This is a genomic window from Streptomyces sp. NPDC001700 (assembly GCF_053596435.1).
In genome coordinates this window covers 1-17,345 of the sequence record NZ_JBSFGE010000044.1, presented here as the reverse complement: position 1 = coordinate 17,345, position 17,345 = coordinate 1, and the positions used below count along the sequence as shown (strand labels likewise).

Genomic DNA, 17,345 nt, shown 5'->3' with positions numbered 1-17,345 from the left:
CGTGTTCACTCAGGGCTGCAAACATCAAAATTCGTCGTGTTGTTCCGTATCCTGTGCCCCCGCTGTCGCGATCAATTCGCTGAACAGCAGCTTGACCACGGCGTGGACGCTCTGTGCGCGGATTCCGGCGCGGTCCCCCTCCAGCCGCAGGGCCGCGGCCACCGGGCTGTTCGAGGGCCCGGCGACGGCCACGTGGACGGTGCCCACCGGCTGACCGTCCTGCGATGTGGGACCCGCCACACCGGTGGTCGCCACCCCCCAGTCGGCGCCCAGGGCGCGCCGTACGCCCCGGGCCATCTGCCGGGCGACCTCCGCGTCCACCGCCCCGCGCTCGGCCAGCAGGGTGCCGTCCACGCCCAGCAGGTCGCGCTTGAGGTCGGTGGCGTACGCGGTCACCGAGCCGCGGAAGGCGCGGGAGGCCCCGTCCACGGCGGTCAGCTCGGCGGCCACCAGGCCGCCGGTCAGGGACTCGGCGACGGCCAGGGTCTGCCCGCGCCGCCGCAGCAGCGCCAGGACGTCGGCGGCGCCGACCTCGCCCGCTGGAGTCGTGGCCGCCGTCCCGTCGCCGCTCACCGGGCCGGTTCCTGCCCGGGCTCTTCCCCGGCGGCGCTCCCCGCCGCGCGGCCGGCCCGGCGCAGCACCAGGGCCTGCCGTACGTAGTCGAGGCCGGTGAGGACGGTCAGGGCGACGGCCACGGCCATCACCCAGAACCGCAGGGTGGCCAGCGGCCCGGTGAGCACGAGGATGTACATCCCCACGGCCACGCCCTGGGCGAGGGTCTTCATCTTCCCGCCGCGGCTGGCCGGGATGACCCCGATCCGGATCACCCAGAACCGCATCAGGGTGATCCCCAGCTCACGGAGGAGGATCACGCCCGTCACCCACCACGGCAGGTCGCCGAGGGCCGACAGACAGATCAGCGCCGCCCCCATGATCGCCTTGTCGGCGATGGGGTCCGCGATCTTGCCGAAGTCGGTGACCAGGTTGTACCGGCGGGCCAGATGCCCGTCGAACAGGTCGGTGATCATGGCGATGGCGAAGGCGGCCCAGGCATAGGCACGCCAGGCCGGGTCATAGCCGCCGTTGTGGAGCATCAACAAAACGAGCCCGGGCACCAGGACCAGGCGCGCCATGGTGAGGATGTTGGCGATGTTCCACAAACTGGCGGGCCGGGCGGCCGCGGCCGCCCGGTGGTGGCTCCCCGCGGCGGAGGCCGGGACGCCTGTCATCTGGCCGCCTCCTCGGTACACACGCCGCCGCCCCGCTGCTCCAGCGGCTCCAGCGGCTCCGCGACGAGGTCCACTCCCTCCGCCGCGATCACCTTCGCTTCGACCATATGTCCGGCGGCGGGCCGTGCGGACGTGCGGAGCACGGTCTGCCCGTCGGTCTCGGGCGCCTGGTGGGCGGCCCGGCCCAGCACGGCACCGGTGTCGTCGATCTCGTCCACCAGCACCGCGGCGGTCTCGCCGAGCCGCTCGTCCGCCCGCTGGGCGGTCAGCTCCTCCGCGAGCCGCGAGATGTGCTCCAGCCGGTCCGCGACCTCGTCCGGGTCGACCTTCTCCTCGTAGCCCGCGGCCTCGGTGCCGTCCTCGTCCGAGTACCCGAAGACGCCGATCGCGTCGAGCCGCGCCTCGCTGATGAAACGCTCCAGCTCGGCCACGTCGTCCTCGGTCTCGCCGGGGAATCCGACGATGAAGTTCGAGCGGGCGCCTGCCTGCGGCGCCTTGCCTCTGATCTGTTCCAGCAGCTCCAGGAAGCGGTCGGTGTCGCCGAAGCGGCGCATCCGGCGCAGCACGGTGGGCGAGGAGTGCTGGAAGGACAGGTCGAAGTACGGGGCGACCTTCTCGGTGGAGGTCAGCACGTCGATCAGCCCGGGCCGCATCTCGGCGGGCTGGAGGTAGCTGACCCGGATCCGCTCGATCCCGTCCACCGCGGCCAGCTCGGGCAGCAGCGTCTCCAGCAGCCGGATGTCGCCCAGGTCCTTGCCGTACGAGGTGTTGTTCTCGGAGACCAGCATGACCTCCTTCACGCCCTGCTCGGCCAGCCACCGGGTCTCGCCCAGCACATCGGAGGGGCGGCGGGAGATGAACGAGCCGCGGAAGGACGGGATGGCGCAGAAGGAACATCGCCGGTCGCACCCGGAGGCCAGCTTCACGGAGGCGACCGGGCTGTTCCCGAGTCTGCGGCGCAGCGGGGCGCGCGGGCCGGAGGCCGGTGCGACCCCGGCGGGCAGGTCCTCGGGCGGGGTGTCCTGGGCGTGGCCGGGCAGCGCCACGGTGGAGCTGTCCTGCCGCTCGGCGGGGCTGATCGGCAGCAGCTTGCGCCGGTCGCGCGGGGTGTGGGAGGCGTGGATACCGCCGGAGAGGATGGTCTGCAGGCGGCCGGAGATGTCGGTGTAGTCGTCGAAACCGAGCACCCCGTCGGCCTCGGGCAGCGCCTCGGCCAGTTCGTTGCCGTATCGCTCGGCCATGCAGCCGACGGCCACGACCGCCTGGGTCCGGCCGTGGTCCTTCAGATCGTTCGCCTCCAGCAGGGCGTCGACCGAGTCCTTCTTGGCGGCCTCGACGAAACCGCAGGTGTTGACGACGGCTACGTCGGCGTCGGCGGCTTGCTCGACGAGCTCCCAACCGTCCGCCGCCAAGCGGCCTGCGAGCTCCTCCGAGTCCACCTCGTTACGGGCGCAGCCAAGGGTGACAAGGGCGACAGTGCGGCGTTCGGGCATGGGCTCAGACTACTTTGTCCCAGCCCCGCCCTCCGCTGCCAGGTCTCCCACCCCCGCCGCCGGGCTGGTCAGCCCGCTTCGGGATCGCCCTTGGTGTAGCTCAGGCGCTGAACCGAGCCGCTGTCGCTGAGGTTCTTGACTTCCTTGCCGTTCACGAAGAGCTTGATCGCCCCGGCGTTGCCCAGCACCAGGTCGATGCGCTTGCTGTCGCTGAAGGTCTTGGACTGGCCCTGCCGCAGAACGCCCTCTTCCATCAGCCGCCCGTTGTGGTCCTGGGCGGAGATCCAGCTCTGTCCGTCCTCGGCGGTCAGCTTGACGGTGACCTTGTCCGCGGGGACGCCCGCGATGGCGCTCTCGGACGGCTCGGGCTTGCGCTCTCCGGACTTGCTGGGGGTCGCGCTGGGGCTGCTGGAGGCGGACGCGGTCGGCTTGGCCGAGCCGGTCTCCTCAGCGACCGAGGAGCCGTCGTTCTTGTCGTCGCCACTGAAAAGCGTGAAGCCGACGAATCCGACGACGGCGACGATCGCGGCGACCATCGCGGCCGTCCAGTTCGGACGGCGGGGTTCGGGGCGGATGCGTTCGGCATCGAACAGCGGCGCCGCCGGGGTCGGCTCGGGCCGGCCGCCGTGTTCGGCGTCGAATTGGTTGATCAAGACCTCAGGGTCGAGCCGGACGGCACGCGCGAGCACACGAATGTGCCCCCGGGCGTACACATCCCCGCCGCAGCGGGAGAAGTCGTCCTGCTCGATCCCCTGCACTATGGGGACGCGCACCCGGGTGGCGGAACTGACCTCGTCGACGGTCAGCCCGGCGGCGATGCGGGCCTGCTGGAGGGCGCGACCGACGGAAGGCCGGTCTTCTTCGGGGGAGTTGCCGTCTTCGAGAGCGTTGCCGATGGACACGGGGGCGCCTTTCGAGCGTGTAGCCACCTGCTGGAGGTTCAGTCTAGGGGTGTGGCGAAAGGGTGGGGCAAGCGGGAGGACGGAGTTTGTCCGCCATCGGGATTGTCCTGTGACCTGCGGTCTGGGACCTCACTCCGCCACCTCCCTCAACTTGACGTCTCGGCAGGGGAAACGGTTGCCCGCCATACCCTTATGAGTGAGCCTCCCCGCGGATCACCGCGAGCACGCCATCCAATTCGTCCGGCTTGACAAGCACATCGCGCGCCTTGGAGCCCTCGCTGGGGCCGACCACGTTGCGTGACTCCATGAGATCCATCAGTCGCCCCGCCTTGGCGAAGCCCACCCGCAGCTTGCGCTGGAGCATCGACGTGGACCCGAATTGCGTGGAAACTACCAGCTCAGCGGCCTGGCACAGCAGATCGAGATCATCACCGATGTCCTCGTCGATCTCCTTCTTCTGCGCCGTCCCGACGGTGACGTCCTCCCGGAAGACCGGCGCCATCTGCTCCTTGCAGTGCGCGACGATCGCCTGGACCTCGGCCTCGGTCACGAACGCGCCCTGCATCCGGACCGGCTTGTTCGCGCCCATCGGCAGGAACAGTCCGTCGCCCTTGCCGATCAGCTTCTCGGCGCCCGGCTGGTCCAGGATGACCCGGCTGTCGGCCAGCGAGGAGGTGGCGAAGGCGAGCCGCGAGGGCACGTTCGCCTTGATCAGACCGGTGACGACGTCCACCGAGGGCCGCTGGGTGGCCAGCACCAGGTGGATGCCCGCCGCGCGGGCCAGCTGTGTGATCCGCACGATGGAGTCCTCGACGTCCCTCGGCGCGACCATCATCAGGTCGGCCAGCTCGTCGACGATCACCAGCAGATACGGATACGGCTTGAGTTCCCGCTCGCTGCCCTCGGGCTGCTTCACCTTTCCGGAGCGCACCGCCGCGTTGAAGTCGTCGATGTGGCGGAAGCCGAACGCGGCGAGGTCGTCGTAACGGAGATCCATTTCGCGGACGACCCACTGCAGGGCCTCGGCCGCGCGCTTCGGATTGGTGATGATCGGTGTGATCAGATGCGGAATGCCCTCGTACGCGGTCAGCTCCACGCGCTTGGGGTCGACCAGCACCATGCGCACGTCGTCCGGGGTCGCGCGCACCATGACCGACGTGATCAGGCAGTTGATGCACGACGACTTTCCGGAACCGGTCGCGCCGGCCACCAGCACATGCGGCATCGTGGCCAGGTTGTGCGCCACGTAGCCGCCTTCGACGTCCTTGCCGAGCCCGACGATCATCGGGTGCGTCTCACCGGACGAGTCGGCCGAGCGCAGCACGTCTCCGAGGTTGACCATCTCGCGGTCGCTGTTGGGGATTTCGATGCCGACCGCCGACTTGCCGGGGATCGGACTGATGATCCGCACATCGGGGCTGGCGACGGCGTACGCGATGTTCTTGGTCAGCGCCGTGATCCGCTCGACCTTGACGGCCGGGCCCAGCTCCACCTCGTAGCGGGTGACCGTCGGGCCACGGGTGAAGCCGGTGACCGCCGCGTCCACCTTGAACTCCGAGAACACCTTGGACAAGGAGTCCACCACGGCGTCGTTGGCGGCGCTGCGGGTCTTGCCGGGGCCGCCGCGCTCCAGGAGGTCGAACGAGGGCAGTGAATAGGTGATGTCGCCGGAGAGCTGCAGCTGCTCGGCGCGCGGCGGCAGCGGTTCGCTCGGCTCGACGGCACGCCGGGTGCGGTCGGGGACCTCGGCCCGCTCCGCCGCGGCGGACTCGTCCGCGCGGCCCTTCTTGCCCTTGACCGGCACGGCCTTGCCGGAGTCGCGCGTGCCCGGCACGTCGCCGGTGCCGGACTCGTCGTCGCGCTCGACCGAGATGCCGCTGCTGAGCCCGGCGACGAGCGGTGAGGGCTGGACGCCGTGCAGCACCGCGCCGTCGAGCGAGGCCGCCGCGGCGGCCGCCACGTCCACGGCGTCCATGGGGCGGTCCAGCGGAAGCTGCCCGGACGGCTGCCGACGCGATCGCCGGCGCTTGCCCAGAGCCTCCTCCTCGGCCTGCTCAGCGGCGCTCGCGGCGTCCGGGCCCTCCTTGTCCAGCGAGGTCCTGCGAGGCCGCCTCGCGGGCTTCTCGCGCCACTCATCGGCGTACTCGCCGGCGTCGGTGTCATCGGTGTACGCCGGCTCCTCGTCCCGCACCAGGCCGAGCCGGACGCCGAGCGCCCGCAGCCGCTGCGGAATCGCGGCGACCGGGGTCGCGGTGACGACCAGCAGCCCGAAGACGGTGAGCAGCACCAGCAGCGGTACGGCCAGCACATCGCCCATCGCGTAGATCAGCGGCCGGGAGACGGCCCAGCCGATCAGCCCGCCCGCGTCCTGGATCGCCGCGTCGCCCTGGCCGCGCCCGGGGGCGCCGCAGGCGATGTGGACCTGTCCGAGGACGCCGATCACCAGCGCCGACAAGCCGATGACGATCCGCCCGTTGGCCTCGGGGCGTTCGGGGTGGAGGAACAGCCGCCCGGCGATGGCGCCCAGAAGTATCGGCACCACCAGGTCCAGGCGTCCGAAGGCACCGGTGACGAGCATCTCGACCAGATCGCCGACCGGGCCCTGGAGGCTGGACCACGTGCCGCCGGCGACGATCAGGGCCAGGGCGAGCAGCAGCAGGGCGCTGCCGTCCTTGCGATGGGCCGGGTCGAGCCCCTTCGCGCCGCGCCCTATGGAACGGAACATCGCCGCGACGGCGCGCGCGAGGCCCATCCAGACGGCGCGCGCCGCGCGGTACACACCGCTGGTGGGGCTGGGCGCGGGCGGCGGCGGGGCCTTGGCGGCCGCCTTCTTCTTCGGGGCCGCCTTCTTCACGGGCGCGGTGGACTTCTTGGCGGGCGCCTTGCCAGCCGCCGCCTTCTTCGCGGGCGCCTTCTTCACCGCGCCTCCGGACTGCCCGGCGCGCTTCTTCGAGGTGCCCGCCGTGCTCTGGGAACCCTTGCCGGACGTACGAGAGGCCATGGGGGCGAGATTACCCGCGTCCGCCGTACGGAGCACGTATGGCATGGGCATCCGGCGCCACTGAGGTCACACCCGTGCCGCATCCGGGCGCGACACCGGCCGGTCGGTGAAGGGAGAGTGACAGGACGTCAACGGCCCGGTGGCCACGCGGTGGTGCGGGGCTCAGTTCTGCGAGGGGACCTGGCCCGCTCCGCTGCCCGCACCGGGCTCCAGCGCGTCCAGGGCCCGGCGCAGACCGGTGAGCTTGCGCTCCAGATGGGCCGCGGTGGCCACCGCCGCCGCGTCGGCCGACTCGTCCAGCTGCTTGGACAGCGCCTCGGCCTGCTCCTCCACGGCGGCGAGCCGGGCGGACAGCTCGGCCAGCAGCCCCGCCGACTCCTTGTCACCGGCGGCCGGCTGACCGCCCTCCAACTGGAGCCGCAGCAGGGAGGCCTGCTCCCGCAGCTGGCAGTTCTTCATATACAGATCGACGAAGACCGAGACCTTCGCTCTGAGCACCCACGGGTCGAAGGGTTTGGAGATGTAGTCGACCGCACCCGCCGCATACCCGCGGAAGGTGTGGTGCGGCCCGTGGTTGATCGCGGTCAGGAAGATGATCGGGATGTCCCGGGTCCGCTCCCGCCGCTTGATGTGCGCCGCGGTCTCGAAACCGTCCATGCCCGGCATCTGGACGTCCAGCAGGATCACCGCGAAGTCGTCTGTCAGCAGCGCCTTGAGCGCTTCCTCCCCTGACGATGCCCGCACCAGGGTCTGATCGAGCGCGGAGAGAATGGCCTCCAGCGCCAGCAGATTCTCCGGCCGGTCATCGACCAGGAGGATCTTGGCCTTCTGCACCATGCCCCGTCCTCCTCGTCCCGGCTTGGGGTCTCCCCAGCTCGATGCGCTGGGGGAAGCACCGGGCGCCGCCCCAGGGGACGACTCCCTTGCGTCGCCCGTCCTTGTGCCGGTCATGGTAGCCGCACCCCGCTGTTCGCCACACCCTGTCACCGCGATGTCACTGTGCACGTAGCAGAAACGCGGCGGGAGACCAGAAGGTTCCCCGATTCCCGCGTTCCCACACGTGTTCGGCGACAGTCAGTCAACACCACGATGGCATCCGGTGTCCCATCGGACACTCCCCTGCCTTTCACCTGGTCACTCATCCGACATCCACTGCTCCATCACCGTCAGGAGATGATCGGTGTCGACAGGCTTGGTGACATAGTCCGACGCGCCCGCCTCGATGCTCTTCTCCCGGTCGCCCTTCATCGCCTTCGCGGTGAGCGCGATGATGGGCAGCCCGGCGAACTGCGGCATCCTGCGGATCGCCGCCGTCGTGGCGTAACCGTCCATCTCCGGCATCATGATGTCCATCAGGACGAGCACCACATCGTCGTGCTGCTCCAGGACTTCGATGCCCTCCCGCCCGTTCTCGGCGTAGAGCACCTGCAGGCCGTGCTGTTCCAGCACGCTGGTGAGCGCGAAGACGTTACGGATGTCGTCGTCGACGATGAGCACCTTCTCACCGTGGAAGCCGCCCGCGGGCTCCGGTGCCACCAGATCCTGACCGCCCAGCATCCACGGCTCGGACGCCTGCGGCTGCCGACTGCCGGAGCGGCCGCCGTTCCGGCCGGTGTCCCTGCGGATCTCCGGGGCGGGGGGCTGCGGTTCGGAGGCCTGTGACGGCTCCTGCTCGGCCCGCTGACGCCGCCGGAAGAGCCCGGCGGCCCCACGGGTCCGCTGCGCCGTGGCGTCGGCGGTGACGTCGTGCTCGACCTCCTGCTCCGCCCCGGCGCCCGGCTCGTCGTCCTCCGCGCCCTCGGACGGGTCGTACGCCTCCAGCGCGGGCGGACCCGCGCTGCCCGGCGTGAGCTGCGGGAAGCCCTGCGGCGGCAGCTCGCTGGGGTGCAGCGGCAGGTACAGCGTGAACGTCGAGCCACGGCCCGGCTCACTGGCCGCGTGGATCTCACCGCCGAGCAGCCGGGCGATCTCCCGGCTGATGGACAGGCCGAGGCCGGTGCCGCCGTACTTCCTGCTGGTGGTCCCGTCGGCCTGCTTGAACGCCTCGAAGATGACCCGCATCTTGCTCGCGGCGATGCCGATACCGGTGTCGGTGACCGAGAAGGCGATCATGTCGGCATCCGGGTCCCGCAACGCGCCGTGTTCCAGCAGCTGTTCCCGGATGGCGTTGGGCACGTCCACCCCTGCGGGCCTGATGACCAGCTCCACCGCGCCGCCGTCGGTGAACTTCACCGCGTTGGACAGCAGGTTACGGAGCACCTGCAGCAGCCGCTGCTCGTCGGTGTGCAGCGTCGCCGGAAGCTCCGGCGAGACCCGGACGGAGAAGTCCAGGCCCTTCTCGGCGGTCAGCGGCCGGAACGTCGCCTCCACGTAGTCGACGAGCTGCACCAGGGCGATCCGCGTCGGGCTGACGTCCATCTTGCCCGCCTCGACCTTGGACAGGTCGAGGATGTCGTTGATCAGCTGCAGCAGGTCCGAACCGGCGCCGTGGATCGTCTCGGCGAACTCCACCTGCTTCGGCGAGAGATTGCCCTCGGCGTTGTCCGCGAGCAGCTTGGCGAGGATCAGCAGCGAGTTGAGCGGCGTGCGCAGCTCGTGCGACATGTTCGCCAGGAACTCGCTCTTGTAGCGCATCGAGACCGCGAGCTGCTCGGCGCGCTCCTCCAGGACCTGCCGGGCCTCCTCGATCTCGGTGTTCTTGACCTCGATGTCGCGGTTCTGCCGGGCCAGCCGCTCCGACTTCTCCTCCAGCTCCGCGTTGGACGACTGGAGCGCCTTCTGCCGGTTCTCCAGCTCGGCCGACCGCTCCCGCAGCTGCTCGGTCAGCTCCTGGGACTGCTTGAGCAGCACCTCGGTCTTGGTGTTGACGCTGATGGTGTTGACGCTGGTGCCGATCATCTCGGCGATCTGGTTGAGGAAGTCCTTCTGGATCTGCGCGAAGGGCTGGAACGAGGCCAGCTCGATCACGCCGAGCAGCTGGCCCTCGAAGAGCACCGGCAGCACGATCACATGCGCCGGGGCCGCCTCGCCGAGCCCGGAGGCGATCTTGAGGTAGCCCGGCGGCACGTTCTCGATCAGGATCGCGCGCTTCTCCTCGGCGACCGTGCCGATGAGCGTCTCACCCGGCCGGAACGACGTGGGCATCGAGCCGATGGAGTAGCCGTACGAGCCGATCAGCCGCAGCTCGTAGCCCTCCTCGGCGGTGCTGTCCGCGACCACCTCGGTGCCGTCGCCGATCGGGACCGCCAGGAAGAACGCGCCGTGCTGAGCGGAGACCACCGGGGTCAGCTCGCTCATGATCAGCCGGGCGACGTCCTCCAGATCGCGCCGTCCCTGCATCAGACCGGAGATCCGGGCGAGGTTGCCCTTCAGCCAGTCCTGCTCCTTGTTGGCGAGCGTGGTCTCGCGCAGGTTGGCGATCATGGTGTTGATGTGGTCCTGGAGGACCTGGATCTCGCCGGAGGCGTCCACGTCGATCTTGAGGTTGAGGTCGCCGCGGGTCACCGCGGTCGCGACCTCGGCGATGGCGCGCACCTGACGGGTCAGGTTCCCGGCCATCTCGTTCACCGACTCGGTGAGGTCCTTCCAGGTGCCGGCCACGTCCCGCACCCGGGCCTGACCGCCCAACTGACCCTCGGTGCCCACCTCACGGGCAACCCGGGTCACCTGGTCGGCGAACGACGACAGCTGGTCCACCATCGTGTTGATCGTGGTCTTGAGTTCGAGGATCTCGCCCCGCGCCTCGATGTCGATCTTCTTGGTCAGATCACCCTGGGCGATCGCCGTGGTGACCATCGCGATGTTGCGCACCTGTCCGGTCAGGTTGGACGCCATCGAGTTCACGGACTCGGTGAGGTCCTTCCACGTACCCGAGACGCCCGGCACCCTCGCCTGACCGCCCAGGATGCCGTCCGTGCCCACCTCGCGCGCCACCCGGGTGACCTCGTCCGCGAACGAGGACAGCGTCGTCACCATCGTGTTGACGGTGTCGGCCAGCGCCGCGACCTCGCCGCGCGCCTCGACCGTGACCTTCTTCGTCAGATCGCCGTTGGCGACCGCCGCCGAGACCTGCGAGATGTTGCGCACCTGGATGGTCAGGTTATTGGCCATCAGGTTCACGTTGTTGCTGAGGTCCTTCCAGATGCCGGTCACGCCCGGCACCCGCGCCTGACCGCCCAACTGGCCTTCCGTACCCACCTCACGGGCCACTCGGGTGACCTGCTCGGCGAACGACGACAGCTGGTCCACCATCGTGTTCACGGTGGTGACCAGCTCCAGGATCTCACCCTTGGCGTCCACCGTGATCTTCTTCGACAGGTCGCCCTTGGCGACCGCCGTCGTCACCTCGGCGATCGAACGCACCTGGGACGTGAGGTTGTTGGCCATGCCGTTGACGGACTGGGTCAGGTCCTTCCAGGTGCCGGAGACCCCCTGCACCTCGGCCTGACCGCCCAACTGGCCTTCCGTGCCCACCTCGCGGGCGACCCGGGTGACCTCCTCCGCGAAGGACGACAGCTGGTCGACCATCGTGTTGAGGGTGTTCTTCAGCTCCAGGATCTCGCCCCGGGCGTCGACGTCGATCTTCTGCGAGAGGTCACCGCGCGCGACCGCCGTGGCGACCTGCGCGATGTTACGGACCTGGGCGGTCAGGTTGCCCGCCATGCCGTTCACCGAGTCGGTCAGATCGCGCCAGACGCCCGCGACGCCGGGCACCTGCGCCTGACCGCCCAGCCGGCCGTCCGTACCCACCTCACGGGCGACCCGGGTCACCTGCTCGGCGAAGTCGGACAGCTGGTCCACCATCGTGTTGATGGTGTTCTTCAGCTCCAGGATCTCGCCGCGCGCGTCCACCTCGATCTTCTGCGACAGATCGCCGCGCGCGACCGCCGTGGTCACCTCGGCGATGGAACGCACCTGCGAGGTCAGGTTCCCCGCCATCGAGTTGACGGAGTCGGTCAGGTCCTTCCAGGTGCCGGAGACCCCCTGCACCTCGGCCTGACCGCCCAGCCGGCCCTCGGTGCCCACGTCCCGCGCCATGCGGGTGACCTGGTCGGCGAACGAGGAGAGCTGATCCACCATCGTGTTCACGGTGTTCTTCAGCTTGAGCATCTCGCCGGAGACATCGACGGTGACCTTCTGCGACAGATCGCCGTTCGCCACCGCGGTCGTCACCTGCGCGATGTTGCGCACCTGTCCGGTGAGGTTGCGGAAGGCCGTGTTCACCGAATCGGTCAGGTCCTTCCACGTACCCGCCGCACCCGGCACCTGCGCCTGACCGCCCAGCTCACCCTCGACACCGATCTCCCGGGCCACCCGGGTCACCTCGGCACCGAAGGACTGCAGCTGGTCCACCATCGTGTTGACGGTGTTCTTCAGCTCCAGCATCTCGCCGGCCACGTCCACGGTGACCTTCTGCGACAGATCGCCGTTCGCCACCGCCGTCGTCACCTGCGCGATGTCCCGCACCTGCGCCGTGAGGTTACGGAACGCGGTGTTCACCGAATCGGTGAGATCCTTCCACGTACCCGCCGCACCCGGCACCTGCGCCTGACCGCCCAGCAGCCCCTCGGCGCCGACCTCGCTGGCCACCCGCGTGACCTCGTCCGCGAAGGTGCGCAGGGTCTCCGTCATCGTGTTGATCGTGTCGGCCAGCTGCGCGACCTCGCCGCGTGCGCTCACCGTCACCTTCTGCGACAGATCACCGTTGGCGACCGCCGTCGTGACCTGGGCGATCCCGCGCACCTGGGCGGTGAGGTTCCCCGCCATCAGGTTGACCGAGTCGGTCAGGTCCTTCCAGACGCCCGCGACACCCGGCACCTTGGCCTGGCCGCCGAGTTCACCCTCGGTACCCACCTCACGGGCGACCCGCGTCACCTCGGCGGCGAACGACGAGAGCTGGTCCACCATCGTGTTGACGGTTTCCTTCAGCTCCAGCATCTCCCCGGACACGTGAACCGTGACCTTCCGGGACAGATCACCCTTCGCCACCGCCGTCGTCACCAGGGCGATATCCCGCACCTGAGCGGTGAGCCGGGACGCCATCGTGTTGACGGACTCCGTGAGGTCCTTCCACGAACCCGACATACCGCGCACCCGGGCCTGGCCGCCCAGCTTGCCCTCGGTGCCGACCTCACTCGCGACTCTCGTCACCTCGTCGGTGAACGCCGAGAGCTGATCCACCAGCCCGTTGACGGTGCGCCCCACCTTCAGGAACTCACCGCGCAGCGGATGCGCCGACCCGTCGGCACCCTGTGCCCGCAGGTCCATGCGCTGTTCCAGATCGCCCTCGGCGACCGCGGACAGCACCCGGCCCACCTCGGACACCGGACGCACAAGATCGTCCACCAAGGCGTTGGACGCGTCAATAGCCGCCGCCCACTGCCCCTCACAGGCTCCGGTCTCCAGCCGCTCCGTGAGCTTTCCCTCACGGCCGACCACCCGCCGCACCCGGGTCAGCTCACCCGTGAGCTGCAGATTCCGCTCCGCGACCTCATTGAAGACCGCGGCGATTTCGGACATCACGCCCTCGCCCGAGACCGTCAGCCGCTTGCGGAAGTTGCCGTCCCGCATCGCCGTCATCGCGGTCAGCAGCCGATTCAGGGCCGCTGTATCCACTTCGGTCGTCCCATTGTTCCGGGACCGTCCGCCTTTCGCGCGCGTATTCGTGCCCCGCGCCGCTGCGCCAGACTCCACCGTGTCCCTCCCGCAGGGTTGACCGTCCTCGTCGGGTTCTTCTTCCAGCTTGCCCAGTGTTTCACCATGGCCCAACCAGGCCATAACAGTTCGGCAGCATCGCACACCGGCGCCAGCCCCCTCCGAGTGGAATCACGGCGGACCGGCATTCGCGGGGGCGGTTGAGGTAAGTAACCTGGCATCCGGCCAGGCATCGGAGGGGCACTGCGTCATGGGTGAGCAGTTCACCGAGACACACATGAGGAGATCTGTGATCACCGCGCGGGCAGCCGCCACCTTCGAGCCGGTGGGACGATCGGTCGCCGCCGCCCGCACCTTTGTCCGGGACACCCTGCAGGGCTGGGGCCTGGCCGACATCGTGGACGACGCCGTCGTCCTCACCAGCGAACTCGTCACCAACGCGGTGGTGCACGCCGGTACCACCGCCGATGTCGTGTGCATCCGCGCGGACACCGGAGTCCGCGTCGAGGTCGCCGATCGTTACCCCGAACGAGAAGTTCCGCTCCAGAGCAACGGCGGCCACCATTTCGGCAGCCCAGATCGCGAAGGCGGCCGTGGTCTGCTACTGTGCGCCGCACTCGCCGCACGCTGGGGTGTCGAGTACTCGGCCACCCACAAGCAGGTCTGGTTCCAGCTCGACTTTCCCGAACGGCCGGCGGGCACCCGGGCCGCCGGGCCCGCGCTGCCCTCCAGCGCCCTGCCGATCGCCGACTCCCGGGTCCGGGTCGCGGTCGTCCAGGTCGACAGCGACGGCCTCATCAGCGCCTGGAACGACGACGCTCAGGAACTGTTCGGCTACAGCCCGGAACAGATCGTCGGCAAGCCGCTCACCGATCTCGCCGCCTGGCCGCACACCCCCGGCACCAGCACCGGTGTCGCCGAGGCGCTCCAGCTCTCCCGCTGGGAGGGCTCGTACGGCATCCGCGGCGCTGACGGCCGGGTCTCCCCCGTCTACGCCTCCCACCTGCGCGTCCGCGACGCCGACGGCGATCCCTCCACCGTCTGTCTGCTGGTCCGCGACCGCGAGCGCGCCGTGCTGCAGAGCCCGATGCGCGGCGCCGCGGCCGACACCTCCGACTCCTCCGAGCGCGGTCCGGCCAGCGACGCCTTCGAGGTCTTCATCGGCTCCCCAGCCCCCGACGACCTCGACGGGCTCCTCCAGCGCACCGTAGAACGCGCCCGTGACATGCTCGACGGGGACGCCGCCTATCTGCTGCTCGCCACCGACGACGAGACCGAACTGGAGGTGCGCGCCTCCACCGGGCTGCCGTCCGCCCGGCAGCGCTTCGCCCGCGTGCCCGTCGAAGCGGGCACCGGACGCTACGGGTCGGCCCGGATGCCCGCCGTCCACGAGGACCTCTCCGCTGTGCCCGGCGCGGTGCCCCTGCTCGTCAACACCGGTATGCGCTCGGTCGTCACCGTCCCGCTCAAGGTCGAGGGCCGGCTGACCGGCTCGCTCGGCGTCGCCGCCGAGGCCCCCGGCCGCTACAGCAACGAGGAGGCGCTGCGGCTCCAGTTCGCCGCCGACCGCATCGCGCTCGCCGTCGAACGCGCCCGCCTCACCGAGCTGGAGCGGCTGCGCCGGGGCTCCCTGTCGTTCCTCGTCGAGGCGTCCGATCTGCTCGCTGGCACGCTCGACCGCGACCAGACACTGGCGCTCATGGCACAGATGACGGTCCCGACCCTGGCCAGTTGGTGCGCCGTCTATACGGTCGCCGACCAGGCGTCCGACCCGGAGCTGTCGTACGTCCTGCATGAGGACGAGGACCGGATCGACGGGCTCAAGGCCCTGCTCACCAAGATCGACCCACCGGAGCAGGTGCCCACCGGCGGCGCCCGCGGCTGGACCGGCCCCTACGAGGCGGCCCACGCGGCCGCGCTGCGCACCTCGCTGCGCAGCCTCAGCCTCGGCGACTCCGCCCGGCCCTCCTCGGGCCCGGGTGCCTCGCTCGCGACCGCGTCGGCCGTCGGCGGCGAGACGGTCGTGCTGCCGCTGGTGGCCCGTAACCGCGTCATCGGCATGCTCACCCTCGGCAAGCCCACCGACGAGCACTTCCGCCAGGAGAACCTGGAGCTGGCCGAGGACCTGTCGCGCCGGGCGGCGCTCGCGCTCGACAACGCGCGGCTCTACTCGGAGCGCACCGCCATCAGCCAGTCCCTGCAGCGCAGTCTGCTGCCGCCCGAGCAGCCCGAGGTCCCCGGCGTCGAGGTCGAGGTCATCTACCGGGCCGCGGGCGAGGGCAATGAGGTCGGCGGTGACTTCTACGACCTCTTCCCGATCCGCGACGGCGCGTACGGCTTCGCCATCGGCGACGTCTGCGGCACCGGGCCGGAGGCCGCCGCGGTCACCGGTCTCGCCCGGCACGCGCTGCGGCTGCTCGCCCGCGAGGGCTTCGGCGGCCCGGCGGTCCTGGAGCGGCTCAACGCGGCGATCCTCGACGAGGGCGCCCGCAGCCGCTTCCTCACCCTCCTCTACGGGGAGCTGTGGCCGCAGCAGGACGGCGGCGCGGTGCTCAAGGTCGTCTGCGCGGGCCATCCGCTGCCGCTCCGGCTGCGCCAGGACGGCTCCATCGAGGCGGCCGCCGAACCGCAGCCGCTGCTCGGCGTGATGGACGACCTGGAGCTGTACGAGCAGACGGTGACCCTGGACCCCGGCGACGTCCTGCTGTGCGTCACCGACGGGGTGACGGAGCGGCGCGAGGGCACCAGGATGCTCGGCGACGACGGCCTGGTCGACGTGCTCACCACCTGCACCGGACTCACCGCGGGAGCGGTGGCCGCCCGGGTGCTGCGCGCGGTCGAGCGCTTCGCGGCGGAGCCGCCGTCCGACGACATGGCGATTCTCGCGATGCGCGTCCCCGAGAAGCAGGACGCCTGATCACCACGGGCTGATGATGATGGCCGGGGCACTATCGGTGCCCCGGCCCTTTTCCATATGACGAGCTTGAACATGACGAAGGCCCCCGCCGGTTGGCGGGGGCCTTTCGCAGGAGAGCCCCAATACGGAATCGAACCGTAGACCTTCTCCTTACCATGGAGACGCTCTGCCGACTGAGCTATTGGGGCGCGGCAACGGGATAGATCATACCCGAACTCGAGTGCGCTCTCGACCACCCGCCCCTTCGACCGCTCAGGCCGCTGACTGCAACAGGCCTCCCAGTGCGTTGCAGGCCGAGACCACGCGCTGCAACTCCCGCCGGGACATCGCCGGGTCGACAGGGAGGGCGAGGCATTCGTCGGCCGCCCGCTCCGTCTCCCCGAGCCACAGATCGCGCCGGAAGCGCGCTGTGCGGTGTGCCGGGGTCTGAATGGGCACGTGGCACACGACGCCGCGAGAACGCAGCGTACGGGCGAACGCGTCCCGGTCCGGGCGTCCATTGCCCGGGACCCTCACGACGTACTGCTGATAGGTGTGTTCCATGCCGGGCTTGGCCGCGGGAGTGACGACTCCGCGCAACTTTCCGTTCAGATAGGCGGCATTGGCCTGTCGGCGCAGGATCTCGCCGACCGGTTCGCATACCGCGCCGTGTCCGATCACCAGCACGCCGTGGCGCTGCCCCAGCTCCGTGAGACGCGCCATGTCGGCCGGGTGTCCGAAGGTGTCTATGGCCACGATGGCAGCGGTCCGGGGCGTGAGCGCCGCGGCGACCGCGTCTGGATGTATGCAGAAGGTCTGGGCGTCGATGTCCGCGAACACCGGCCGCGCGCCGGCCAGGAGCACCGCTTCCGCCGCTTCGGGTGTGCCGTAGGACGGCACGATCACCTCGTCGCCCGGCCGTACGCCCGCCCGGGTCAGCTCACGCCACAGCTCATCCGTTGGAGTCCCCATGAACGGCATGTTGCCCAGGCAACATGAACACCGAGTGGCCCGCAACACAACAAAAAGAGAGGCCTGTCGGGAACCGAAGTTCCGACAGGCCTCTCTCCAATATTTGTTCGGCGGCGTCCTACTCTCCCACAGGGTCCCCCCTGCAGTACCATCGGCGCTGAAAGGCTTAGCTTCCGGGTTCGGAATGTAACCGGGCGT

9 protein-coding genes, 1 tRNA gene and 1 rRNA gene are annotated in these 17,345 nt (G+C 69.9%); 1 reads left to right on the top strand and 10 read right to left on the bottom strand.

Annotation, left to right across the window (positions count from 1 at the left end):
* Window positions 1–24 precede the first annotated feature (24 nt).
* The 7 genes from ACWC5C_RS40840 to ACWC5C_RS40810 form a co-directional block, all read right to left on the bottom strand.
* The gene (locus tag ACWC5C_RS40840) at window positions 25–573 is read right to left on the bottom strand and encodes a CinA family protein (protein ID WP_450884211.1); all 549 of its coding nucleotides are present in this window, start codon (window positions 571–573) and stop codon (window positions 25–27) included.
* Window positions 570–1,229 (bottom strand): CDP-diacylglycerol--glycerol-3-phosphate 3-phosphatidyltransferase, encoded by a 660-nt coding sequence (pgsA, locus tag ACWC5C_RS40835; RefSeq protein ID WP_450884209.1) that lies wholly within the window; start codon window positions 1,227–1,229, stop codon window positions 570–572. Before pgsA ends, ACWC5C_RS40840 begins: the two co-directional genes overlap by 4 nt.
* Complete coding sequence (gene rimO, locus ACWC5C_RS40830) at window positions 1,226–2,722, bottom strand: 30S ribosomal protein S12 methylthiotransferase RimO (RefSeq protein WP_450884207.1); 1,497 nt, start codon at window positions 2,720–2,722, stop codon at window positions 1,226–1,228. The genes pgsA and rimO overlap by 4 nt, the downstream gene beginning before the upstream one ends.
* A gap of 68 nt (window positions 2,723–2,790) precedes the next feature.
* Window positions 2,791–3,624: a helix-turn-helix domain-containing protein gene (locus ACWC5C_RS40825; RefSeq protein WP_450884205.1), complete on the bottom strand. Its 834-nt coding sequence runs from the start codon at window positions 3,622–3,624 to the stop codon at window positions 2,791–2,793.
* Between the two features lie 190 nt (window positions 3,625–3,814).
* Window positions 3,815–6,625: a DNA translocase FtsK gene (locus tag ACWC5C_RS40820; protein WP_450884203.1), complete on the bottom strand. Its 2,811-nt coding sequence runs from the start codon at window positions 6,623–6,625 to the stop codon at window positions 3,815–3,817.
* A 162-nt stretch (window positions 6,626–6,787) separates the two neighbouring features.
* Window positions 6,788–7,462 (bottom strand): response regulator, encoded by a 675-nt coding sequence (locus ACWC5C_RS40815; protein WP_009714629.1) that lies wholly within the window; start codon window positions 7,460–7,462, stop codon window positions 6,788–6,790.
* A gap of 297 nt (window positions 7,463–7,759) precedes the next feature.
* A complete protein-coding gene (locus ACWC5C_RS40810) occupies window positions 7,760–13,318 on the bottom strand; it encodes a HAMP domain-containing protein (RefSeq protein ID WP_450884201.1) in 5,559 nt (1,852 codons plus the stop codon).
* A 250-nt stretch (window positions 13,319–13,568) separates the two neighbouring features.
* On the opposite strand from ACWC5C_RS40810, the gene ACWC5C_RS40805 reads away from it, so the two are divergent.
* Window positions 13,569–16,196, top strand: coding sequence for a SpoIIE family protein phosphatase (locus tag ACWC5C_RS40805; RefSeq protein ID WP_450884239.1), 2,628 nt, complete (start codon window positions 13,569–13,571; stop codon window positions 16,194–16,196).
* Between the two features lie 115 nt (window positions 16,197–16,311).
* On the opposite strand, the gene ACWC5C_RS40800 is transcribed toward ACWC5C_RS40805, so the two are convergent.
* The 3 genes from ACWC5C_RS40800 to rrf form a co-directional block, all read right to left on the bottom strand.
* Window positions 16,312–16,384, bottom strand: a tRNA-Thr gene (locus ACWC5C_RS40800).
* Window positions 16,385–16,448: 64 nt separating this feature from the next.
* Window positions 16,449–17,147: a DegT/DnrJ/EryC1/StrS family aminotransferase gene (locus ACWC5C_RS40795; protein ID WP_450884199.1), complete on the bottom strand. Its 699-nt coding sequence runs from the start codon at window positions 17,145–17,147 to the stop codon at window positions 16,449–16,451.
* A gap of 105 nt (window positions 17,148–17,252) precedes the next feature.
* A 5S ribosomal RNA gene (gene rrf, locus ACWC5C_RS40790) occupies window positions 17,253–17,345 on the bottom strand; the annotation flags it as partial.